Here is a 20780-nt window from a genome sequence, read left to right on the forward strand (position 1 = left end):
GGTGGCGCACCGGCGGGGCAGCGGCCTTCCGCCGTTTCCCGGGCCTTTCGCTCCACCGGGCGATCCGCCCCGGGGCGCCGTCATTCGGATGCGTACGCCGGACGGTGGGAGGTCGGCGGCCGTGGGGCGTGTTACGGACGGACGCCGGGGCGAATCCCTACGTTGCCCGGCATGAGGCTGAGACATTTCGGTGCCCCGAGCAGAGGCCGGGGCCGTAGTCGGGGACGGGGCAGGCTGGGACGCCTGGCCGCGGGCGGGCTCGGTGTGCTCGGGCTGGTGGCGGCCGGACTGGGGCTGCCCGCCCAGTCGGTCGCCGCCCAGCCCGCGGGCGTGCCCCTGGTGAACGAGACGTTCACCGGGGCCACCGCGGACCCGGAGTTCGAGGCGTTCGGGCCCGCCTGCCTGACCGGCGCCCCCCAGGCCCCGGCGCCCGGCCCCGGCACCCACCCGCTCACCGGCTGCCCGGCCGGGGCCACCGGCCCCGTACCGCCGGACAACGCGGCGCCGCGCGGCTACCTCAGGCTGACCGACGCGTCCCACGACCAGTCCGCCGCGGTGCTCTACAACCACGCGCTCCCCGCCAACCAGGGCCTGGTCACCAGCTTCGACCAGTGGCAGTACGGCGGCACCACCAACCCGCCCGCCGACGGCATCTCGTTCTTCCTCATCGACGGCGCCGCCTCGCTGACCGCCCCGGGCGCCTTCGGCGGCAGCCTCGGCTACGCGCAGAAGCTGCCCAACGACGACCCGGCCGAGCCCTTCCTGCCGGGAGTCAACCGCGGGTACGTCGGGGTCGGCCTCGACGTGCTCGGCAACTACTTCGGCGACTGGGAGCGCCGCGGTACCGGCTGCACCACCCGCTCCCCGGCCGGTACGGCCTTCCGCGTCCCGGCCCCCGGCCAGAACATGGTGACGCTGCGCGGACCGGGCGACGGCACCGAGGGCTACTGCTTCCTGGACGCGACCACCAGCAACTTCTCCACCACCGGGCCCTGGCCCTCCACCCTGCCGGGCCAGCTGCACGGACCGACCACCTCGATCCCGGCGGACGCCACTCCGGCACAGGCCGAGGCGCTGCTGGAGCCCTCCCGCCGCACGGTGACCGTGGAGATCTCCCCGTCGCCGAACCCGGTGATCACCGTCGCGATCGACTTCCACGACGGCAACGGCAGCCGGCAGGTGCTCTCCACCCCGGCGCCCCAGCCGGTGCCCAGCACCTACAAGTTCGGCTTCGCCGCGTCGACGGGGCTGTTCACCGACGTCCACCTGATCCGGAACGTCAGCGTCCACCCGGCCGCGCCGCTGCCCCAGCTCAACCTGGTCAAGCAGGTCTCCCAGGAACCGCCGCTGGAGCTGCCGCTGACCCCCGGCACGAAGGTGCCGTACGAGTACGTGGTGACCAACAGCGGCGGTGTGCCGCTGACCGATGTGGCCGTGACCGACGACCGGGTCACCGGCATCACCTGCCCACGGACCACGCTCGCGGTGGGCGCGTCGATGACCTGTACCGGCACGTACACCGTCACCCAGGCGGACGGCGCCGCGGGTTCGGTCACCAACGTCGCCACCGCGCACGGCCGGGCCGACGACACCCCCGTCGAGTCGCCCCCGGACGAGGTCACCCTGCCGGTGGAGTCCGGCCCCGGCGTCCGACTGGAGAAGTCGGCGGACGACACCCGGGTGTACGAGGTCGGCGACGAGGTGACGTACACGTACACCGTCACCAACCTCGGCCCGCAGCAGCTGACGAACCTCTCGGTCAGCGACGACCGGGTGACGGGCGTGACCTGCACCGCGACCACGCTCGCCCCGAACGGGCAGCCCGGTGACAGCACCACCTGCACCGGCACCTACCGGATCACCGAGGCCGACGCGGACGCCGAGTCGGTCACCAACGTCGCCACCGCGCACGGCCGTTCCGGCGGCACCGACGTGGAGTCGGAGCCCGACGAGGAGACCGTGCTGGTCGCCTCCGAACTGAGCCTGCACCTGACGAAGTCGGTCGACGACAGCCGGGTCTACCGGCCCGGTGACCGGGTGACGTACACGTACACCGTCACCAACACCAGCAGGGTGACGCTCACCGGCATCGGGGTCACCGACGATCTCGTGCCGGACGTGACCTGCGCGGCCACCACCCTGCCCCCGGGCGCCTCCACCACCTGCACCGGCACGTACACCGTCACCCAGGCGGACGCCGACCGCGGCGAGGTCGCCAACGTGGCCGCCGCACACGGGCAGTTCGGCCGCACCGAAGTGGAGTCGGAGCCCGACGACGCCCTCGTGCGCACCGAGCCGGAGACCGTGGCCTCGCTGCACCTGACGAAGAAGGTGGACACCTCGCGCGTCTACAAGGTGGGCGAGAGGGTGACGTACACCTACACCGTCACCAACACCGGTTCCCAGGAGCTGACCGGGATCGTGGTGGACGACGACCGGGTGACCGGTGTGACCTGCGAGGCGACCACGCTCGCCCCCGGCGCCTCGACCACCTGCACCGGTACGTACACCGTCACCGCGGCGGACGCCGACCGCGGTGACGTCGTCAACAACGCGGTGGCCACCGCGCGCAACGGCACCGTGGTGTCCAACACGGACCAGGCCCGCATCACCGTCGAGAAGAAGAAGCCGTGCAGCGGCAAGGGCTGCAAGCCGAAGCCCAAGCCGAAGCCCTGCCACGACAAGAGCTACTGCCACACCTGATCAGGTCCACCCGCACGCACGGGCACCCGTCACCCCTCCCGGTGGCGGGTGCCCGCGCGTGTGCGGTCAGTGCCGTCCGGACAGCCGGTCCGCGAACTTCGCCACCGGGTCCGTACCGGCCCGCGGCGAGGCCAGTTCGCGCCGGTCGGCGGCGCGGTAGGCCGCGTACATGCCGTGCACGCCGATCCAGCGGAAGGGCTCCGGCTCCCAGCGCCGGACCTTGTGGCCGACCCAGGGGAGGGCGGTCAGCTCGGTGGGGCCGGACTGGCCGGAATCCTGCTGGACCAGGTCGCGCAGGGTACGGGCGGCGAGGTTGGCGGTCGCCACGCCGGAGCCGACGTAACCGCCCGCCCAGCCGAGCCCGGTGGAACGGTCCAGGGTGACCGTGGCGCACCAGTCGCGCGGGACGCCGAGCACCCCCGACCAGGCGTGGTCGATGCGGGCGCCCGCGGCGGCGGGGAAGAAGCGGACCAGGATGTCGCGCAGCGCCTCGACGGTGGCGGGCTGGGTGCGGCCGTCGTTGTCCGTGCCGGAGCCGTAGCGGTAGGGCACGCCCCGGCCGCCGAGCGCGATCCGGTCGTCGGCGGTGCGCTGGGCGTACATGTAGGCGTGGGCCATGTCGCCGAGGGTCTCGCGGCCCTCCCAGCCGATGGTGTCCCAGACCGACCGCGGCAGCGGCTCGGTGGCGATCATCGAGGAGTTCATGGGGAGCCAGGTGCGCCGCTGGCCCTTGAGGTTCGCGGTGAACCCCTCGGTGCAGCGCAGGATGTACGGGGCGCGGACGGTGCCGTACGGGGTGCGGGCGTGCTTGGGGGCGATCTCGGTGACCGGGGTCGACTCGTGGACGGTGACGCCGAGCGCCTCGACGGTGGCGGCGAGCCCCTGGACGAGCTTGACCGGGTGCAGCCGGGCGCCGTGCGGGGTCCAGGTGGAGCCGACGGCCCCGGCGACGTTGACGCGTTCGCAGGTCTCCCGGGCGCCGCGCAGCACCCGGTCCGTCTCGCCGAACGCGATCTCCACGGAGTGGAAGTCCTTGAGCCGGGCCAGCTGGGCGGGGGTGTAGGCGACTTCGAGGACGCCGCCCCGGTGGATGTCGGCGTCGATGTTCTCCTCGCCGGCCACCCGTACGACCTCGTCGACCGTCTCGTTCATCGCCTTCTGGAGCCGGACGGCGGCCTCGTGGCCGTGCAGCTTCGCGTAGCGGTCGCGGCCCGCGATGCCGTTGTACAGCCAGCCGCCGTTGCGCCCGGAGGCGCCGTATCCGCAGAACTTGGCCTCGAGGACGGTGATGTTGAGGAAGGGGACGGCCTTCTTGAGGTAGTAGGCCGTCCACAGCCCCGTGTACCCGCCGCCGACGATGCAGACGTCGGCGGTGGTGTCGCCGGGGAGGGGGTCCCGGCCGAGCGGAACGCCCTGGTCCGCGTACCAGAACGATATGCCGCCGTTTACGGTGCTGACGGTGCTCATGTTGCCCCTGCTTCGTCCGGTTGTGGAGCCCTCGTGGCTCTCGGGCGGGACGTTACTGCGCGCGGGGCTCTCCCGTCCCGCGCCGGGACCGGGTGAGCGGGTAGCAGGCGAGGCCGATGAGCACGGCGGAGAAGTGGCCGAGATCGGTGAAGGTGCGGCCGGTGATGAGTGGGATGCCGTAGAAGACGAGCACGGCGAAGGCGTACGCGTACCGCCAGGGCGCCGGGACGCGGTACGTGAGCACGGCGACCACTCCGGCGAGCGCGTAGCTGACCCCGACGTCCAGGGTGTCGGCCGCGGACGGTGCCACCTGCCCGTGCCGGATTCCCCAGGCGAGGACGCCTTCGCTGGCGAGGGTGGCGAGCACGTGCGCCAGGACGACGACGGCGAACCAGCGCAGCGTGCCGAGCCAGCGCTCGGCGGTCGCGTGGAAGACGGTGTAGAGCAGGGCCCACGGCAGCCAGTTGCCGCCGTCGATCCAGAAGGCGCTGGAGATCAGGACGCGGACCGGGTCGTGGCTGAGTTCGTGGATGTTGGTGGAGCGCTGGCGCAGGAAGTCCTCCTCGAAGTCCGTCGACATGGAGCGGACGACGACCGTGGTGACGAAGAGCGCGGCCAGCCAGACGTAGGTGCCGGGCGCGCTGCGGATCCAGGAACCGATGCTGCGGAGCCACCGGACGGCGGCACCGGGGAGCCGGGCGGGCGGTGCGGGGCTGCTCGGGGTCATATCCGATTGACGCACGGCCCCGGGACCGGCGGCGGGACCGACATCCCGGAGCCCGGGGCGCGTGGGGGGCGGGGCGGGCGGAAGGAGGGTGTCTGTCTACCCTGCCCCCATGATCCGTACCGCTGTTCCCGAAGATGTCCCCGCCATCCACGCGATGATCCGTGAGCTGGCCGAGTACGAGAAGGCCCCGCACGAGGCGCGGGCCACCGAGGCGCAGCTGCACGAGGCACTGTTCGGCGAGCGGCCCGCCGCGTACGCGCACATCGCCGAGGCGGACGACGGGGAACCGGTCGGCTTCGCGCTGTGGTTCCTGAACTTCTCCACCTGGCGCGGGGTGCACGGCATCTACCTGGAGGACCTGTACGTACGCCCGCAGCGGCGCGGCGGCGGCCACGGGAAGGCGCTGCTGCGGGAGCTGGCACGGATCTGCGTGGAGCGCGGCTACCAGCGCCTGGAGTGGTCGGTGCTGGACTGGAACGCCCCGTCCATCGCGTTCTACGAGTCGCTGGGCGCCCGGCCGCAGGACGGGTGGACGGTGTACCGGCTGACGGACGGGTCGCTGGCGGAGCTGGGCGGGCGGGGGTAGCGCCTTCCGTCCGGACCGGGCCGCCGCGGGGACGTTGTCAGTGCGATGGGCCACGATGGGCCCATGGCACGCAGCAGCGGGAAGACGGCGAAGCAGACCATCGCGGCGGCACGGCGGCCGGAGGTGCGCCTCCCGCCGCTCGTCCCGTACGACGGCGCGGGGCTTGAGCCGGACGGCGACTACGACGGGGTGCGGTTCGGGGCGACGGACCTCTCGGACGGGTCGGGGCGGGGCGCCCGGTTCATGGACTGCGCCCTGGACGGCTGCGCGCTGGACCGTACGCGGCTGGCCAGGGCCCGCTTCATCGACTCGGTGCTGACCGGCGTACGGGGCGTGGGCACCGATCTCGCGGAGGCGTCGCTGCGCGACGTGGAGGTGGTGGACGCCCGGCTGGGCGGGGTGCAGCTGCACGGCGCGGTGCTGGAGCGGGTGCTGGTGCGCGGCGGGAAGATCGACTACCTGAATCTGCGCGAGGCCCGGCTCACGGACGTGGTGTTCGAGGGCTGCGTGCTCTCCGAGCCGGATTTCGGGGGCGCGCGGCTGGCCCGGGTGGAGTTCCGCGACTGCGTGCTGAGACGGGCCGACTTCAGTTCGGCGCGGATGGAGTCGGTGGATCTGCGGGCGGTCGCGGAGCTGGACATCGCGCGCGGTGTGGAGCGGCTGGCGGGCGCGGTGATCAGCCCGGCCCAGCTGATGGACCTGGCGCCCGCCTTCGCGGCGCAGATCGGGGTGCGGGTGGAGGCGTAGCCGCAGCCGGACGGGGGCGGTGCGGATGCTGCGTGGCCGTGGCCGTGGCCGTGGCCGTGGTTGTGGGGGCGCGGCGGTTCGTGCTCAGATACGGGGGAAGCGGGCCTGGAGGTCCCAGACCACGGGGTTGTCGGCGAGCCCTTCGTGCAGGTCGAAGAGGTCGGCGAGCAGATCGTGCAGGAAGTCGCGGGCCTCGCGGCGCAGCACCGAGTGGCCGAAGGTGAGCGGGGGCTCGTCGCCGGGCATCCAGTCGGCCTCGATGTCGACCCAGCCGAAGCGGCGCTCGAAGAACATCAGGTCGGACGACTCGGTGAAGTCCAGCTCGGCGTACTGCCGCCGGTGCGAGCGGTTGCCGCGCGGGTCCTGGTCGATCCGCTCGACGATGTCGCACAGCGCCCACGCGAAGTCGAGCACCGGCACCCATCCCCAGGCCGTGGACAGCTCGCGGTCCTCCTTGGTGTCCGCGAGGTAGACGTCCCCGCAGAACAGGTCGTGCCGCAGCGCGTGGACGTCCGCGCGGCGGTAGTCGGTCTGCGGCGGGTCGGGGAAGCGCCGGGAGAGGGAGTAGCCGATGTCGAGCACGCCTCGATGGTGTCATGCCCGGAACGTCGTCAACGCCGGGCGACCGATGCCCCGATCCGGTGAACGGCCGGGGAATCCCCGTCTTGGCATATGTCAGGCGCATAGCTTTTTGCGCATGGTCAGCTCACCTCATGAAGCGCAGCACCGGATCTTCCAGGAGAATCCGTCGCTGTTCACCAGTGCCTTCCGGGCGCTGGGTGTGCCTTTCCCGGAACCGGTCGCCGTGTCCCTGATGGACACGGACCTGACCGAGATGCGTCCCGTCGAGCGGCACGTCGACACACTGTTGCGGATCGACGTCGTGGGCGGCGGCTGCTACTTACTGGCGATCGAGGCCCAGGGCAGGAAGGACCCGGAGAAGCGGAGCAGCTGGGCGTACTACCTCGCCCACTTGTTCGCGAAGTTCCGCTACCCGCCGGTGCTGCTGGTCGTCTGCCGGGACAAGGCGACCGCTGAATGGGCGGCCGAGCCGATCCGTATCGGGCTGGAGAAGCACCCGAGCCTCGCTGTGTTCCCGCTGGTCCTGGGGCCGCACAACGTTCCCGTCGTGACGGACGCCGCACGGGCCGCCGAGGACATTCCCATGGCGGTGTTCTCCGCGATCACACATGGTAACGATCAGGACATCGCTGCCATACTGGAAGCCCTCGCCGTGGCGCTCAGAGCCACGGACGCCGATGCCGCGGCGATCTTCGCCGAATTCACCGAGGCGGGGTTGGGAGATACCCCGGCCCGCGAGATCTGGAGGAACTTGATGAGCACGAGCCTCAGCCACTTCCGCGGCATCGTCGCCGAGAGCTTCCGCGACGAGGGCCGCGAAGAGGGCCGCGAAGAAGGCATCGCGAAGGAGCGTTCCCTGAGTGTGCTGCGGATGCTGGACCGCCGGGGCGTGGACGTGAGCGCCGCCGCCCGGGAGCGCATCGGCTCGTGCCGGGAGCTGAGCACGCTCGACCTCTGGGTCGACCGGGCGTTCACGGTGAAGACGACCGACGAGCTCTTCGACCGCGGCTGACGACGGGCCTCACGGCAGCAGGCGCTGTTCCTTCGCGACGGCCACGGCGCCCGCGCGGGTGTCGACGCCGAGCTTGTCGTAGATCCGGCCGAGGTGGGTCTTGACCGTGGCCTCGCTGATGAACAGGGCGCGGGCGATCTCGCGGTTGCCCAGGCCCTGGGAGAGCTGGGCCAGGATGTCGCGTTCGCGGTCGGTGAGGGTGGGCAGCGGCTTGCGCATCCGGGCCATGACCCGGCTGGCCACCGGCGGCGAGAGCGTCGTACGGCCCTGGGCGGCCGAGCGGATCGCGGCGAAGAGCTCCTCGGGGCGCTCGGCCTTCAGCAGATAGCCGGTGGCGCCCGCCTCGATGGCCCGGGTGATGTCGGCGTCCGTGTCGTAGGTGGTGAGGACGAGCACATGGACGCCGGTGGCGGAGATCCGGCGGGTGGCCTCGACGCCGTCGATGCCCGCGCCGAGCTGGAGGTCCATCAGGACGACGTCCGGGGCCAGCTTGGCGGCCAGGGCGACGGCCTCCTCGCCGCTGCCGGCCTCGCCGACGACCTCGATGTCCGGTTCGCTGCCGAGCAGGGCGAGCAGACCGGCGCGTACGACGACGTGGTCGTCGCAGAGCAGGATGCGTACGGGCGGCGTCGCGGTCATCCGGGGTCCTTCGTGGCGGCGGGCGGGGTGGCGGGGGTGAGGGGCACGGCGGCGGACAGCACCGTACCCTCGCCCGGCGCCGACTCGATGGTCAGTGTGCCGCCGAGCTGGCTCAGCCGGGCCCGGATCGCGGGCAGCCCGTGGCCGCGCACGCTGCCGGTGGCCCGGGTGGACCCGGCGGGGGTGAAGCCCCGCCCGTTGTCGGCGATGTCCAGGACGACCCGGTCGTCGAGGTGGGTCAGCGTCAGCGCCGCCTCGGTCGCGTGGGCGTGCTCCTTCACGTTGGCGAGCGCCCCCTGGGCGATACGGAGCAGGGCGGACTGGGTCCGGGCGGGCAGCGGGGCGTGCCCCTCGCCCTCCACATGGCAGCGGACGGTGAGCCGCCCCTGCCCCTGCGCGGTCTCCCGGGCGGCCAGTGCGTGCAGGGCCGCCTCCAGCCCGCCGCCCTCCGCGAGATCGGCCGGGGCCAGGTCGTGGACGAAGCGGCGGGCCTCGGCGAGATTGCGTTCCGCGATGCCGGTGGCCGTACGGACGTGGCGGCGGGCGGTCACCGGGTCGGCGTCCCAGGTGCGGTCGGCGGCCTGGAGCAGCATCTGCTGGCTGGACAGGCCCTGGGCCAGGGTGTCGTGGATCTCCATGGAGAGCCGCTGGCGCTCGGCGAGGGTGCCCTCGCGGCGTTCGGTGGCGGCCAGTTCGCGGCGGGTACGCAGCAGGTCGTCGATGAGCTGCCGCTGCCGTTCGGACAGTTCGCGCTGGCGCTCGGCCTGGCGCCGCATGTGGACGAAGACCGCCGTGGCGATCGCCGCCACGGCGGGCGGGGCGAGGACCAGGTTCGGGTCGAAACCCCGGGCCAGCCGCAGCTGCGCGGCGACGACGAAGAGGGTGAGCAGGGCGACGAGCGCGAGCGCGGCCCGCGGCGGCAGGATGCGCAGCCCGGTGAAGAAGAGCGGCACCGCGCACCACGCGAAGCTCGGCGCGAGGACCACCACCACCATCCACACGGCGACCAGCACGCCCAGCCACAGCAGCGACCGGGGTGTGGGACGAGAGCCGAGCACCGGCCCCAGCACGTACAGCACGGCGAGCGCCACGGAGAGCGCGATGATCCACGGGGTGCGGGCCTCGCCGGGGTGGCGCAGCAGGAAGCGGGTGAGCGAGGCGCCGAGCAGCAGGAAGAACGCGGCGTGCATCAGGAGCGTGAGCCACCGGGCGTCCGGGTCGTCCCCCCGCGCCGCCCCGACGGCGGGGAAGCCGCCCCGGGGCCGCGCCGCCCCGGTGCCCCCAAAGCCGCCCGCGGCCCGTCCCGCCCCGGTACCGGGTGCCGACGGGGTGGTTCGGTGCTTCACCTCGTACCTCTCGCTCCGGGCGCCGGCGATACGGCTGACCTGCACGGATACAGCCATGGTCACCCCGGTCGGCCGTCCCCGCATCAGCCGTTCGGCTGATGGGGCCGTCGACCGTCCCGCGCGCGGCGTCGAGCCGGTCCGTCGACCGTACGGGACCGGGTGCGCCCGGAGCATGGAGGACAGAGCCGAACACGCTCGTCCACCGCGCTCACCGTCCTTACCGTGCTTGAGGAGCTCACCATGAAGAAGCTGTCGCTGCGCACCCGTGTCCTGACCGGTGCCGTCGCCGTCGCCGCCCTCGGCGCCGGGACCTTCGGCACGATGTCCGCCAGCGCGTCCACCCCGGCCGCCGCGCCCGCCGCCGTCACCGCCGACGCCGCGGACGGCAACCTCCAGCAGAGCACCCACCTGACGCTGGCCGCCGCCACCAAGGCCGCCCAGGCGACCCTCGACGCGGCGAAGAAGGAGAACCAGCGGGTCTCGGTCGCCGTCGTCGACCGCAACGGCAACACGATCCTGACCCTGCGCGGCGACGGCGCGGGCCCGCAGGCCTACGAGTCGGCCGTGAAGAAGGCATACACCGCCGTGTCCTGGAACGCCCCGACCTCCGAGCTCGCCCAGCGCCTGGCCAACGCCCCGACGCTGAAGGACATCCCGGGCACCCTGTTCCTCGCGGGCGGCGCCCCCGTCACCGCGAAGGGCGCCCCGGTCGCGGCCATCGGCGTGGCCGGCGCCCCCTCCGGCGACCTGGACGAGAAGTTCGCCCGGGCAGGCGTGGCCGCACTCGCCAAGTAACCGCCCGAACCGCCTGAACAGGCCGAACGACAGGAGCCGTACGGACATGAACGCCCTCGATCAGGAACTGCTCGACGCCGCGCGAACCGGTCGCCCCGACCGGGTGCGGGCCGCGATCGAGGGCGGCGCCCGTGTCGACTGCCGCGACGGGGAGCTGCGCACCCCGCTGCTCCTCGCGGTCCACGGCGACCACGTCGAGGCCGCCCGGCTGCTGGTCGCGGCGGGCGCGGACCCCGACGCGCAGGACGCGCGCGAGGAGAGCCCCTGGCTGGCGACCGGGGTGACCGGCAGCGTCCGGATGCTGCACGTCCTCCTGCCGGCCGGCCCCGACCTGACGCTCCGCAACCGCTTCGGCGGCATCGCGCTCATCCCGGCGAGCGAGCGCGGCCACGCCGCGTACGTACGGGAGCTGCTGCGGCTGACCGACATCGACGTCGACCACGTCAACCGGCTGGGCTGGACGGCCCTGCTGGAGGCGGTGATCCTCGGCGACGGCGGCCGGGCGCACCAGGAGATCGTCGAGCTGCTGCTGGCCGCCGGGGCCGACGCGGACCTGCCGGACGGGGACGGGACGACGGCCCTGGAGCACGCGGAGCGCCGGGGCCTCGCGGAGATCGCCGCCCTGCTGCGGGGTGCCCGGTGAGCGTGCGGCACGCCGCGGCGGCGCTCCTCGCGGCGGCGGTCCTGGCGGGCTGTGCGGCCGGTACGCCGGAGACGTCCCGTACGCCGGTGAGCGCGCCGGAAAGCACGCCGGGGAACGCCCGGGGGCTTCCGGCGCGGGAGGCCACCCCGCACGGCACGCTGCTCGTCGCGGACTTCGGCTCCACCACCGTGACCTTCGTCGACCCGGACCCGGCCCACCGCCGCCACACCCTCGGTTCCGTCGAGGTCGGCACCGCCCCGTACGGGCTGGTCGTCGGCGACGACGGGCTGGCCTGGGTGGCGACGGCCGAGGGCGTCGCGGTCGTCGACACGAAGAAGCGCACCCGGGTCGCCCGCATCCCGTACCGGACGCGGACCGGGCCCGTCACCACCGGCGAGTACCGGGGCGGCGGCATGGGCATCGCGCTCGCCCCGGACGGGCGGCGGGTCTACGTCGGCGTCAACGTGCCTGGCCGGAACGGCGTGCTGGAGATCATCGACACCGCGACCCGCGAGGTCACCGCCACCGCCCCGGTCGGCCGCCGCCCCTTCGACGTGGACGTCTCGCCGGACGGCACCGAGGTGTACGCCACCGGCCACGACTCCTTCGACGTCACCGCGGTGGACCCGGCGACCCGGCGCACCCGGCGCTTCGAGGTCGCCCCGTACGGCACCGAGGGCGGCCTCGGCTCCTGGCTGAAGCCGCACTACGCCGTCGTACGCCCCTCGGACGGCAAGCTGCTGCTGCCCTTCGAAGGCGAACGGCTCGTCGTCCTCGACCCGCGCACCGGGCGGTCCACCGTCCAGCGCATGACCGCCAACACCCACCAGCACGGCGCGACGACCGCCCCCGACGGCACCCTGCTCGTCGTCGGCACCGGCCCGATCGCCTCCGACGACAAGGGCCCCTCGCTGACCGTCCGCGCCCCCGACGGCACCGAACGCGTCGTACCGCTGGACGGGCCGCACGAGGACGTCGCGGTCACCGACGACAGCCGCACGGCGTACGTCACCGGGGGCTTCACCCGCGACGGCTACCGCGACAGCGTCACCGTCGTCGACCTCACGGGCCACGAGCGGCCGTCCGAGATCGACGCGGGCGCCCGCCCGCTCGGCATCGCGATCCTCTGACCGGAGGGCAATTCAGGCGAAAAGCCGCAGGTGCCCCTAGGATCACGGGAGTGAAGCAGCGAACACCGGTACGCCGCACGGCACCCGCCGCCCTCGCCCTGCTGGTGCTGGCGGCGGCCACCGGCTGTACCGGCGGCGTGGAGGGGCGGCCGGGCGCCGCCGGGCTGCGCGATCCGTACTTCCCCCGGCTCGGCAACGGCGGCTACGACGTCACGCACTACGACCTGGTGCTCGACGTCGACCCGGCCGCCCAGCGGCTGCGCGGCACCGCCACCGTCACCGCCCGCGCCACCCAGGACCTCAGCGCCTTCAACCTCGACCTCGTCGGGCTCACCGTGGCCTCCGCGACCGTCGAGGGCCGCCCCGCCGCCGTCAACCGGGCGGGCCAGGAGCTGACGCTGCGCCCGGACGCCGGGGTCCGGCTGCGCAAGGGGGACACCTTCCGTACGGTGGTCCGCTACTCGGGCGCCCCGCGCACCCTCACCGACCCCGACGGGTCGCGGGAGGGCTGGCTGCGGACGGCGGACGGTTCGGTCGCGCTCGGCGAACCGGCCGGTTCGATGACCTGGTTCCCCAGTAACAACCACCCGAGCGACAAGGCCTCGTACGACATCGCCGTCACCGTCCCCGAGGGGCTGACGGCGGTCTCCAACGGTGAACCGGCCGCCCCCGTCACCGCGGCGGGCCGCACCACGTACCGCTGGCACGTCGGTGAGCCGATGGCGAGCTATCTCGCGACCGTCGCCATCGGCCGCTTCGAGACCAAGGACACGAAGAAGTCGAGGACGGCGGGCGGCATCGAGGTGTTCACCGCGGCGGACCGGGCGGTGGCGGCGGACAGCGCGCCGGTCCTCGCCCGGGTTCCGGAGGTCGTGGCGTGGGAGGCGCGGCGCTTCGGCCCGTACCCCTTCGCCTCGGCCGGTGCGATCATCGGGCACCCGGGGGACGCCGAGTACGCGCTGGAGACCCAGAACCGGCCCTTCTTCGCCGGGCCGCCGAGCGCCGGGCTGCTGGTCCACGAGATGGCCCACCAGTGGTTCGGGGACTCCGTCACCCCCGAGAGCTGGCGGGACATGTGGCTCAACGAGGGCTTCGCGACCTACGCGGAGTGGCTGTGGGCGGCCGACAAGGACGGCGTCCCGGTCCGGAGCAGCTTCGACGCCGCGTACCGCAACGACGCCAACTGGGCCTTCCCGCCCGCCGATCCGCCGACCGCCGCGGACATCTCGGAGCCGCCGGTGTACGGGCGCGGGGCGATGGTCGTGGACGAGATCCGCCGGGCCATGGGCGACGACACGCGGTTCTTCGCGCTGGTCAGGGGCTGGACGAAGGCCCACCGCCACGGCAACGCGTCGACCGCCGACTTCACCGCCTATGTGGAGCGGACGGTCGGCCGCGACCTGAGCGAGCTGTGGTCGACCTGGCTGTACGGCAGGAGCCGGCCCGCCCAGAAGGGCTGACCGGCTCCCGGTGGTGATGCCGCCGGTGGGACTACTTCACGTTGACGCCGTCCCAGGCCGCGTCGACGGCCGCCAGCTCCTCGCTGTCCGCGCCGTACAGGTCGCTCGCCGCCTTCTCGGTCGCCTCGCGGGCACCCGCGTAGTCGGTGGAGGAGGTCATGTACTCGGAGAGCGCCTTGTACCAGATCTGCACGGCCTTGTCCCGGCCGATGCCGGTGACCGTGGAGCCGTCGGCGGTCGGGGAGTCGTAGTCGACGCCGTTGACGGTCTTCGCGCCGCTGCCCTCGGACAGCAGGTAGAAGAAGTGGTTGGCGACGCCGGAGGAGTAGTGCACGTCGAGGTCGCCGACGCTGCTGTCCCAGTAGTCGGCCGAGGCGCCGTCCTTGCTCGGCTCGTCCATGTAGCGCAGCGGGGTGCCGTCGCCGTTGATGTCGATCTTCTCGCCGATGAGGTAGTCGCCGACGTCGGTGCTGTTGTCGGCGGCGAACTCCACGGAGGTGCCGAGGATGTCGCTGGTCGCCTCGTTCAGGCCGCCGGACTCGCCGTAGTAGTCGAGGTTGGCGGTGGACGAGGTCAGGCCGTGGCTCATCTCGTGGCCCGCGACGTCGAGGGCGGTCAGCGCGCTCTTGTTGTCCGCGCCGTCGCCGTACGTCATGCAGAAGCAGCTGTCGTCCCAGAAGGCGTTGACGTAGTTCTCGCCGTAGTGGACCCGGGAGTACGCGGCCTTGCCGTCACCGGCGATGCCGTCGCGGCCGAACGCCGACTTGTAGAAGTCCCAGGTCTTCGCGGCACCGTAGGCGGCGTCGACGGCGGCGGTCTGGCGGTCGTTGCCGGTGCCGTCGCCCCAGGTGTCGTCGTCGTCCGTGACCAGCGAGCCGGTCCCGCTCTCGCCCTGGTTCAGGTCGTACGTGCTGTGGCCGCCGCGGTCGTTGTCGGTCAGCTCGAAGCCGGAGCCCTTCCCGGTGGTCGAGAGGTCGACGTCACCGCTGTACTGGCTGTGGCCGACGCCGGTCTCGACCGCCTCGTAGCTGCGCAGGACCTTGCCGGTGGTCGCGTCGGTGATGGTGTGGACCCGGCTGGGCGTGCCGTCCTTCTGCACCCCGGTCCTCACCGTCTCCAGCGCGAGGACGGGCTTGCCGGAGCCGGCCCAGATCACCTTGCGGGCGGCGGCCGCGGTCTTGATCGCCGGCGTGGTGGAGGCCACCGATATCCGGGCCCCGGTCGCCTTGGTGACGCCCTTGAGCTTTCCGTTGGCGGCGGCGTGGGTGACGAGGTCGCCGCCGAGTACGGGCAGCCCGGCGTAGGTGCGCTCGTAGCGGGTGTGGACGGTGCCGTCGGCGTCCTTGATGACGTCGCGGACGATCAGCTTCTCCTTGCCGCCGAGCCCGAGCGAGTCGGCGGTCGAAGCGGCGTCGCTCTGTGCGGACATGATGGCGGCGGTGCGCTTGGCGGCGGTGTTCGCGCTGAAGGGGACGGCGCTGCGGGGGGCGGAGGAGCCGCCATCGCCCTTGGCGGGCACGGCGGTTGCCGCACCGGTCTGGAGTCCGACGACGACCATCGCGGCCACGGCGGCCAGGGCTGCGGTGCGACGGGTGTTCATGTGGGGGGTCATGCGTTCTCCGTTGCTCGTTCCGTGGGGGGTTACGAGCGGAGAGCGTGCCACCGAATGAGTGACATTGACCGTCCACTAACAAATGCCTCACATTTATTTGACTTCTTCTTGTCCGAATGGAATACACATGTGTTCGTTAATCGGCGGGAGTTGGCCATATTCGGCCACGCCCGGTCCTGCGTGACCGGGGCGGCCGGGGCGGCCGGGGGGCCGGACATGCGCGAGCCCCCGGCCGCGGGCGGCGGCCGGGGGCTCGTGAGACTCCCGAGCGTACGTCGGGCTCAGGTCGCGTCAGGCTCGGATCGCGTCAGGCTCAGAGGTTGACGCCGAAGTCCTGCGCGATGCCGCGCAGGCCGGAGGCGTAACCCTGGCCGACGGCACGGAACTTCCAGTCCGCGCCGTTGCGGTACAGCTCGCCGAAGACCATGGCGGTCTCGGTGGCGGCGTCCTCGCTCAGGTCGTAGCGGGCGATCTCGGCGCCACCGGCCTGGTTCAGGATGCGGATGAACGCGTTGCGCACCTGGCCGAAGTTCTGGCTGCGGCTCTCGGCGTCGTAGATCGAGACCGGGAAGACGATCTTGTCGACATCGGCCGGCAGGCCCGCCAGGTTGACGTTGATCTGCTCGTCGTCGCCCTCGCCCTGGCCGGTGACGTTGTCACCGGTGTGGACGATGGTCTGGTCCGGCGTCGACTTGTTGTTGAAGAAGACGAAGTGGCCGTCGGAGACGACCTTCCCGGCCGCGTTGACCGCGATCGCCGAGGCGTCGAGGTCGAAGTCGGTGCCGGTGGTGGTGCGGACGTCCCAGCCGAGGCCGACCGTGACGGCCGTCAGGCCGGGGGCCTCCTTGGTGAGGGAGACGTTGCCGCCCTTGGACAGGCTTACAGCCATGGGAAGTCCCTTTCATCGTCGCTCGCGGGCCTCGTGCCCTCACGAAGCTACCGTCACAGGCCATAACGCGGACAAGGGACCAGGAGGTTCCTGATCCCTTTGCTTTCTTTACCGAAACCCCCGGCCGGACGAGCGGACCGCCCGGCAAAAGAAGGTGACGAACCCCCGGCGGAGAGGGGACCATGGGTGTCATGTCCGGGCCCTATGTCATCCGCGGCTCGGTCTCCCTGCCGGAGGCCGAGCTCATGTGGCGTTTCTCCAGGTCCTCGGGGCCCGGCGGCCAGCACGTCAACACCAGCGACTCCCAGGTGGAGCTCCGCTTCGACCTCGCGGAGACCGAAGCGCTTCCCGAGGTGTGGAAGGAGCGGGCGCTCCAGCGCCTGGAGGGCCGGCTGGTGGGTGGCGTGATCTCGGTCCGGGCCTCCGAGCACCGCTCCCAGTGGCGCAACCGTGAGACGGCGCTCGTCCGGCTCGCCTCCCTGCTCGCCGAGGCGACGGCCCCGCCGCCCCGCCCGCGCCGCAAGACCCGCATCCCCCGGGGGATCAACGAGCGCCGGCTGCGCGAGAAGAAGCAGCGCGGTGAGACCAAACGCGGCCGCTCCGGCCGCGACTGGTGACACGGCCGCGGCCGCGACACGCGCACGACCGGTGGGCCGGGCGCGACTCATGACACGGGCGCGACTCGTGACATCGGCGCGACTCGTGGCACGGGCGCGGGCATGGGCACGGCCAGCGGCATGCGTACGACCGGCGCCGCCCCCGGAGGCTCCCGATGACCCGGGGGAGTCCCCGGTGACCGCGGCGGCCCCCTACTTCAGCTGCCGGTAACGCCCCCGGAAGTACGTCAGCGGCGCCCCGTCCCCGCCGGGCAGCTCCGCGCTCAGCACCCGGCCGATCACCAGCGTGTGGTCACCGGCCACCACCCGCTGCTCGGTACGGCACTCCAGCGCGGCCAGTGCCCCGTCCATCAGCGGCGCCGAGGTGATCGCGCCCCGGGTGCAGTCGAGCTCCTCGAACAGCAGCCGGTCGCTGATCCGGCCCTTCATCGAGAACCGCCCGGCGATGTGCCGCTGGTCCTCGGCGAGCACGGACACCGCCCACAGCGGCTGCTCCGCCAGCAGGTCGTCCATCCGGGAGCCGTTGCGCAGACCGACCATCACCAGCGGCGGGTCCAGCGAGACGGACATGAAGGCGGTCGCCGTCATCCCGACGTCCTCGCCGCGCCCGTCCTCGTCCAGTGGCGGCTCCTGGGCGGTGATCAGCACGACACCGGCGGCCAGCCGGGCGAGGGCGGCGCGGAACTCATCGTTGCTCACCCCCTCAGCATGCGGGACGGGGCGGGGGCGCGGGGCGGAGGTCGTCGTCTGGGACACACCGGCACGCTAGCCGCGGAGCGAGAGCCTCCGCATCGGGCCATGGGACCAGGCCGGTCCTAGGACCACGGCTCCGGGGACGCCCGCGACGCCCCGGGCGGCGCCCGGATTTGCGTTCGGCAAAAGGACGGGCCGAATTCACCCGGCGCCCACGACTCTTTACCATCTCTTGTGACTTGAGTCACAGAGTGCGATATTTGTTGACCCTGTGTACCGACGGCACAGCTCACTGTGATTCAGTTGCGGTGACACTGCGGTCAGTACGTCGATATGAAACCTGGAGTGCTGTCGAGGTCTCGGGGAGTGCGAACAATGGAGGCCGAGTCGGAGCCCTACGTCCGTCTTGCGACGCTTCGGCAGCTGCATCAGGCCGTGGCCGATCTCAATACGGCGCGGAGCCTGGCCGACACGCTGCAGACCGTCGCCGACGGCATCGTCACCGGTCTCGGCTACGAGCTGGCCTGTGTGAACCTGGTCCGCGCCGACGGTGATCTCGTCGTCGCCGCCTTCGCCGGGAACAGCGCGGCGGAGGCCCTGATCACCGGCCGGGTCGGCTCGCGCTCCTCCTGGGAACGCCGGCTGACGATGGGCCGGGCCTGGGACGAGCTCCGCTTCATACCGCACACCGACGGCTGGATCCTCCTCGACGACGACGTGCCGCAGTGGCACACCGACGGGCCCGACCCCCGTTTCGAGGACGAGTGGCACCCCCAGGACCGCCTCTACGCCCCGATGTACACGACCGGGGGCGACCCGGATCTGCTGGGCGTCATATCCGTGGACCGGCCGCGCAACGGCCGCCGCCCCGGAGCCTGGGGCCGCGAGGCCCTCCAGATGTACGCCTCGCAGGCCGCCATTGCGATCGGCAACGCCCGGCTCAGAGCAAACATGCAGCGGGCCCTGGTCCGCCTCGAACGGGAGCAGCAGGCGCTGCGGGCCAGCGAGGAGTCCTTCCGCCAGGCCTTCGAGTACGCGCCCAGCGGCATGGCCATCGCCGAGATGGGCGGTGACCAGCACGGCCGGCTGCTGCGCACCAACGACGCGCTGTGCCGCCTGCTCGGCCGCCCCGCCTCCGTCCTGCGCCGCTACTCCTTCGCCGACCTGGTGCACCCCGAGGACATCGGCACCCTGCTGCGGACCTCCGCCGAGGGCGGCCGCGCCGAGCTGCGGCTCGGGCGGCGGGACGGCACGTACCTGTGGGTCTCGCTGCGCAACTCCGTGGTCGCCGACACGGCGGACGGGCCGCGCTTCCTGCTCACGCACGTCGAGGACATAGAGGAGCGCAAGCGCCACGAGCTGCACCTCGCGCACCGCGCCTCGCACGACGCGCTCACCGGCCTGCCCAACAGCGCCGAGCTCCGCTCCCGGCTGGGCGCCCGGCTCTGCGAGCGCCCGGACGCGGAGGCGGGAGCGCCGGACGCGGTCCGCCGCGACCCCGACGACCCGCCGTCGTACGGCTACGAGGTGGACCCGGCGCCCGGCGGCCCGTACGACCACCATGTGCACGTCGTGGCGCCGGACACCGGGCAGGACGACGGGGCGAAGGGGCTGGCGGTCCTCTTCTGCGACCTCGACGGCTTCAAGTCGATCAATGACCGCTTCGGTCACCACACCGGCGACGCCGTGCTGATCGAGGTCGCCCGGCGGCTCACCACCTGTGTCCGCGACGGCGACACGGTGGCCCGGCTCGGCGGTGACGAGTTCGTGGTCCTCGCCGACGGGCTGGGCGAGGCGGATGCCGCGGATCTGGCCGTCCGGCTGCGCAACGCCATCATCCCGCCCATCCGGGTGGACGGCCGGGCGGTCCGGGTCGGGGCGAGCTTCGGCATCGGCTGGGCCGCCTGCGGGATGACCGCCGAAGAGGTGCTGGCCTCCGCCGACCAGCGGATGTACGTGGAGAAGCGGTCCCGCTCGAAGGTTCACCGCAGAGCAGGATGACGTTCACGGCCCGGCCGTCCCCGGGCCCGGGCGCGGCCCCCGTCCGCGGTGGACGGAGATTCTTGGCCTGGGCCGTTCGGGGTAGGCTCGGCCGGTCGGCCACGGCTGGCACTTTCGGCGACGGCTGGCGACATGGTGAGGAGTGACCCAGGGATGACGGCCGGGAACAACGGCGCAAACACACCCGAGGACGACGATCCGTTCGGCTACCTGTACGAGGACGGCCAGGCGGCGGGCGCCCAGTCGCCGAGGCAGGGCGGGTACGGCTATCCGCCGGTGGCCCAGCCCGGAGTGCCCCGGACGTCGTACAACCAGGTGCGTGCCGTCGGCGAGCGCCAGTACGGCCAGCAGCCGCCGCAGCAGGCGTACGGCCAGCCGAACGCCCAGTACGCCGCCCCGGAGACGTATCCCGGTGCCGCGCAGGCTCAGCAGCAGGGCGGCCCCGGCCGTCCCGGTGCCCCCGGCAGGGGCGGGCCGAACACCAAGGGCCTGCTGATCGGCGCGGTCGCGGTGGTCCTGGTCGTGCTCATCGGGATCGGTGCCGCACTGATCTCGGACAAGAACAAGAAGGGCGACAAGAAGAACGAGACCACCTCCTCCGCCGACCCCGGCGAGCAGGTCGAGGAGTCCCCGGAGCCCGAGCAGACCACCAGCGCCAAGGTCCCGGCCGGGCTGCCCCAGCAGGACGCCGCGACGCTGAAGCTGGGCGGTTCGGCGACGCTGGACAACACCACCAAGGGTGCCAAGAGCGCCAACGGCCAGTACATCAACCTCAACGAGGTGGGCCGGTCCGCGACCTGGGCGGTCGAGGTCCCGGCGGACGGCCCGTACACGCTGTTCGTGACGTACGGGGTGCCGGGCAAGGACGCGAAGACGTCCCTGACGGTCAACTCCGAGGCCCCGCGCGGCATCAGCATGGACAACTTCGCCAGGGCGGCCGAGGGGGATCTGGAGAAGGGCTGGACGACGACCTTCGCGTGGGTCGAGCTCAAGAAGGGCCAGAACACCCTGATGATCTCCTGCAACGAGGGCGACCAGTGCGACGCCAACCTCGACCAGCTGTCGCTCAAGGCCGGTCATGTGAAGCGCTGACCCGTACACGGGAAGGGTCCGGCCCCCACGCCTTCGGGC

The 20780-nt window shown here is 72.5% G+C and carries 19 protein-coding genes; 11 read left to right on the forward strand and 8 right to left on the reverse strand.

The genetic code is table 11. The features are described 5' to 3' along the window. Positions 1-171: 171 nt before the first annotated feature. Positions 172-2703, forward strand: coding sequence for a hypothetical protein (locus ACFCV8_RS14915; protein ID WP_376685742.1), 2532 nt, complete (start codon positions 172-174; stop codon positions 2701-2703). A gap of 66 nt (positions 2704-2769) precedes the next feature. Here ACFCV8_RS14915 and ACFCV8_RS14920 read toward each other — a convergent pair whose 3' ends face one another. Together ACFCV8_RS14920 and ACFCV8_RS14925 are read right to left on the reverse strand one after the other, a co-directional pair. Next, a complete protein-coding gene (locus ACFCV8_RS14920) occupies positions 2770-4170 on the reverse strand; it encodes an NAD(P)/FAD-dependent oxidoreductase (protein WP_376685743.1) in 1401 nt (466 codons plus the stop codon). Between the two features lie 52 nt (positions 4171-4222). After that, positions 4223-4897 carry a rhomboid-like protein gene (locus tag ACFCV8_RS14925; protein ID WP_376685744.1) on the reverse strand — a complete coding sequence of 225 codons (675 nt, stop codon included), beginning with the start codon at positions 4895-4897 and terminating at the stop codon, positions 4223-4225. Between the two features lie 109 nt (positions 4898-5006). Between ACFCV8_RS14925 and ACFCV8_RS14930 the strand changes: the two genes are divergently transcribed. After that, entirely contained in the window at positions 5007-5483 is a 477-nt protein-coding gene (locus tag ACFCV8_RS14930) for a GNAT family N-acetyltransferase (RefSeq protein ID WP_376685745.1), read from the forward strand. A gap of 63 nt (positions 5484-5546) precedes the next feature. Continuing rightward, positions 5547-6230, forward strand: coding sequence for a pentapeptide repeat-containing protein (locus ACFCV8_RS14935; RefSeq protein ID WP_376685746.1), 684 nt, complete (start codon positions 5547-5549; stop codon positions 6228-6230). A gap of 84 nt (positions 6231-6314) precedes the next feature. Here ACFCV8_RS14935 and ACFCV8_RS14940 read toward each other — a convergent pair whose 3' ends face one another. Beyond that, entirely contained in the window at positions 6315-6812 is a 498-nt protein-coding gene (locus ACFCV8_RS14940; protein ID WP_376685747.1) for a hypothetical protein, read from the reverse strand. Positions 6813-6927: 115 nt separating this feature from the next. Here ACFCV8_RS14940 and ACFCV8_RS14945 point away from each other — a divergent pair, with 115 nt between their 5' ends. Next, positions 6928-7824 carry a hypothetical protein gene (locus ACFCV8_RS14945; RefSeq protein ID WP_376685748.1) on the forward strand — a complete coding sequence of 299 codons (897 nt, stop codon included), beginning with the start codon at positions 6928-6930 and terminating at the stop codon, positions 7822-7824. 9 nt (positions 7825-7833) lie between these two features. Here ACFCV8_RS14945 and ACFCV8_RS14950 read toward each other — a convergent pair whose 3' ends face one another. Together ACFCV8_RS14950 and ACFCV8_RS14955 are read right to left on the reverse strand one after the other, a co-directional pair. Further along, positions 7834-8463, reverse strand: a complete 630-nt coding sequence (locus ACFCV8_RS14950) for a response regulator (protein ID WP_376685749.1) — start codon at positions 8461-8463, stop codon at positions 7834-7836. Next, a complete protein-coding gene (locus ACFCV8_RS14955; RefSeq protein ID WP_376685750.1) occupies positions 8460-9866 on the reverse strand; it encodes a sensor histidine kinase in 1407 nt (468 codons plus the stop codon). Before ACFCV8_RS14955 ends, ACFCV8_RS14950 begins: the two co-directional genes overlap by 4 nt. A gap of 183 nt (positions 9867-10049) precedes the next feature. Here ACFCV8_RS14955 and ACFCV8_RS14960 point away from each other — a divergent pair, with 183 nt between their 5' ends. From ACFCV8_RS14960 to ACFCV8_RS14975, 4 genes are read left to right on the forward strand one after another with little or no spacing between them, the layout of a single operon-like run. Continuing rightward, entirely contained in the window at positions 10050-10604 is a 555-nt protein-coding gene (locus ACFCV8_RS14960; RefSeq protein WP_376685760.1) for a heme-binding protein, read from the forward strand. A 46-nt stretch (positions 10605-10650) separates the two neighbouring features. Next, positions 10651-11247 carry an ankyrin repeat domain-containing protein gene (locus ACFCV8_RS14965; RefSeq protein WP_376685751.1) on the forward strand — a complete coding sequence of 199 codons (597 nt, stop codon included), beginning with the start codon at positions 10651-10653 and terminating at the stop codon, positions 11245-11247. Next, entirely contained in the window at positions 11244-12377 is a 1134-nt protein-coding gene (locus ACFCV8_RS14970) for a hypothetical protein (protein ID WP_376685752.1), read from the forward strand. The genes ACFCV8_RS14965 and ACFCV8_RS14970 overlap by 4 nt, the downstream gene beginning before the upstream one ends. 50 nt (positions 12378-12427) lie before the next feature. Continuing rightward, positions 12428-13837 (forward strand): M1 family metallopeptidase, encoded by a 1410-nt coding sequence (locus ACFCV8_RS14975; protein WP_376685753.1) that lies wholly within the window; start codon positions 12428-12430, stop codon positions 13835-13837. A 31-nt stretch (positions 13838-13868) separates the two neighbouring features. Here ACFCV8_RS14975 and ACFCV8_RS14980 read toward each other — a convergent pair whose 3' ends face one another. Both ACFCV8_RS14980 and ACFCV8_RS14985 read right to left on the reverse strand, forming a co-directional pair. Continuing rightward, on the reverse strand, positions 13869-15449 hold the full coding sequence (locus ACFCV8_RS14980) for a M4 family metallopeptidase (RefSeq protein WP_376685754.1): 1581 nt from the start codon (positions 15447-15449) through the stop codon (positions 13869-13871). A gap of 313 nt (positions 15450-15762) precedes the next feature. Next, positions 15763-16338 carry a TerD family protein gene (locus ACFCV8_RS14985; protein ID WP_376685755.1) on the reverse strand — a complete coding sequence of 192 codons (576 nt, stop codon included), beginning with the start codon at positions 16336-16338 and terminating at the stop codon, positions 15763-15765. A 182-nt stretch (positions 16339-16520) separates the two neighbouring features. On the opposite strand from ACFCV8_RS14985, the gene arfB reads away from it, so the two are divergent. Next, positions 16521-16955, forward strand: coding sequence for an alternative ribosome rescue aminoacyl-tRNA hydrolase ArfB (gene arfB, locus ACFCV8_RS14990; protein WP_376685756.1), 435 nt, complete (start codon positions 16521-16523; stop codon positions 16953-16955). A 192-nt stretch (positions 16956-17147) separates the two neighbouring features. Here the strand turns inward: arfB and ACFCV8_RS14995 are convergent, their stop codons facing one another. Beyond that, positions 17148-17654: a flavin reductase family protein gene (locus ACFCV8_RS14995; RefSeq protein WP_376685757.1), complete on the reverse strand. Its 507-nt coding sequence runs from the start codon at positions 17652-17654 to the stop codon at positions 17148-17150. 369 nt (positions 17655-18023) lie between these two features. Here ACFCV8_RS14995 and cdgB point away from each other — a divergent pair, with 369 nt between their 5' ends. Both cdgB and ACFCV8_RS15005 read left to right on the forward strand, forming a co-directional pair. Continuing rightward, entirely contained in the window at positions 18024-19649 is a 1626-nt protein-coding gene (gene cdgB / locus ACFCV8_RS15000) for a diguanylate cyclase CdgB (RefSeq protein ID WP_376685758.1), read from the forward strand. 153 nt (positions 19650-19802) lie between these two features. Next, positions 19803-20741, forward strand: a complete 939-nt coding sequence (locus tag ACFCV8_RS15005) for a carbohydrate-binding protein (protein ID WP_376685759.1) — start codon at positions 19803-19805, stop codon at positions 20739-20741. Positions 20742-20780: the final 39 nt, after the last annotated feature.

The sequence above is a fragment of the Streptomyces sp. NPDC056347 genome, from assembly GCF_042262625.1.
Taxonomy (GTDB): Bacteria; Actinomycetota; Actinomycetes; order Streptomycetales; family Streptomycetaceae; genus Streptomyces.

Excerpts from the sequence above, each read along its gene's own strand:
- ACFCV8_RS14925 (WP_376685744.1), bottom strand. The coding sequence starts at position 4,897 with ATGACCCCGAGCAGCCCCGCACCGCCCGCCCGGCTCCCCGGTGCCGCC.
- ACFCV8_RS14960 (WP_376685760.1), top strand. The coding sequence starts at position 10,050 with ATGAAGAAGCTGTCGCTGCGCACCCGTGTCCTGACCGGTGCCGTCGCC.
- ACFCV8_RS14945 (WP_376685748.1), top strand. The coding sequence starts at position 6,928 with ATGGTCAGCTCACCTCATGAAGCGCAGCACCGGATCTTCCAGGAGAAT.
- ACFCV8_RS14930 (WP_376685745.1), top strand. The coding sequence starts at position 5,007 with ATGATCCGTACCGCTGTTCCCGAAGATGTCCCCGCCATCCACGCGATG.
- ACFCV8_RS14950 (WP_376685749.1), bottom strand. The coding sequence starts at position 8,463 with ATGACCGCGACGCCGCCCGTACGCATCCTGCTCTGCGACGACCACGTC.
- ACFCV8_RS15005 (WP_376685759.1), top strand. The coding sequence starts at position 19,803 with ATGACGGCCGGGAACAACGGCGCAAACACACCCGAGGACGACGATCCG.
- ACFCV8_RS14985 (WP_376685755.1), bottom strand. The coding sequence starts at position 16,338 with ATGGCTGTAAGCCTGTCCAAGGGCGGCAACGTCTCCCTCACCAAGGAG.
- ACFCV8_RS14920 (WP_376685743.1), bottom strand. The coding sequence starts at position 4,170 with ATGAGCACCGTCAGCACCGTAAACGGCGGCATATCGTTCTGGTACGCG.
- ACFCV8_RS14935 (WP_376685746.1), top strand. The coding sequence starts at position 5,547 with ATGGCACGCAGCAGCGGGAAGACGGCGAAGCAGACCATCGCGGCGGCA.
- arfB (WP_376685756.1), top strand. The coding sequence starts at position 16,521 with ATGGGTGTCATGTCCGGGCCCTATGTCATCCGCGGCTCGGTCTCCCTG.
- cdgB (WP_376685758.1), top strand. The coding sequence starts at position 18,024 with ATGGAGGCCGAGTCGGAGCCCTACGTCCGTCTTGCGACGCTTCGGCAG.
- ACFCV8_RS14915 (WP_376685742.1), top strand. The coding sequence starts at position 172 with ATGAGGCTGAGACATTTCGGTGCCCCGAGCAGAGGCCGGGGCCGTAGT.
- ACFCV8_RS14980 (WP_376685754.1), bottom strand. The coding sequence starts at position 15,449 with ATGACCCCCCACATGAACACCCGTCGCACCGCAGCCCTGGCCGCCGTG.
- ACFCV8_RS14955 (WP_376685750.1), bottom strand. The coding sequence starts at position 9,866 with ATGGCTGTATCCGTGCAGGTCAGCCGTATCGCCGGCGCCCGGAGCGAG.
- ACFCV8_RS14965 (WP_376685751.1), top strand. The coding sequence starts at position 10,651 with ATGAACGCCCTCGATCAGGAACTGCTCGACGCCGCGCGAACCGGTCGC.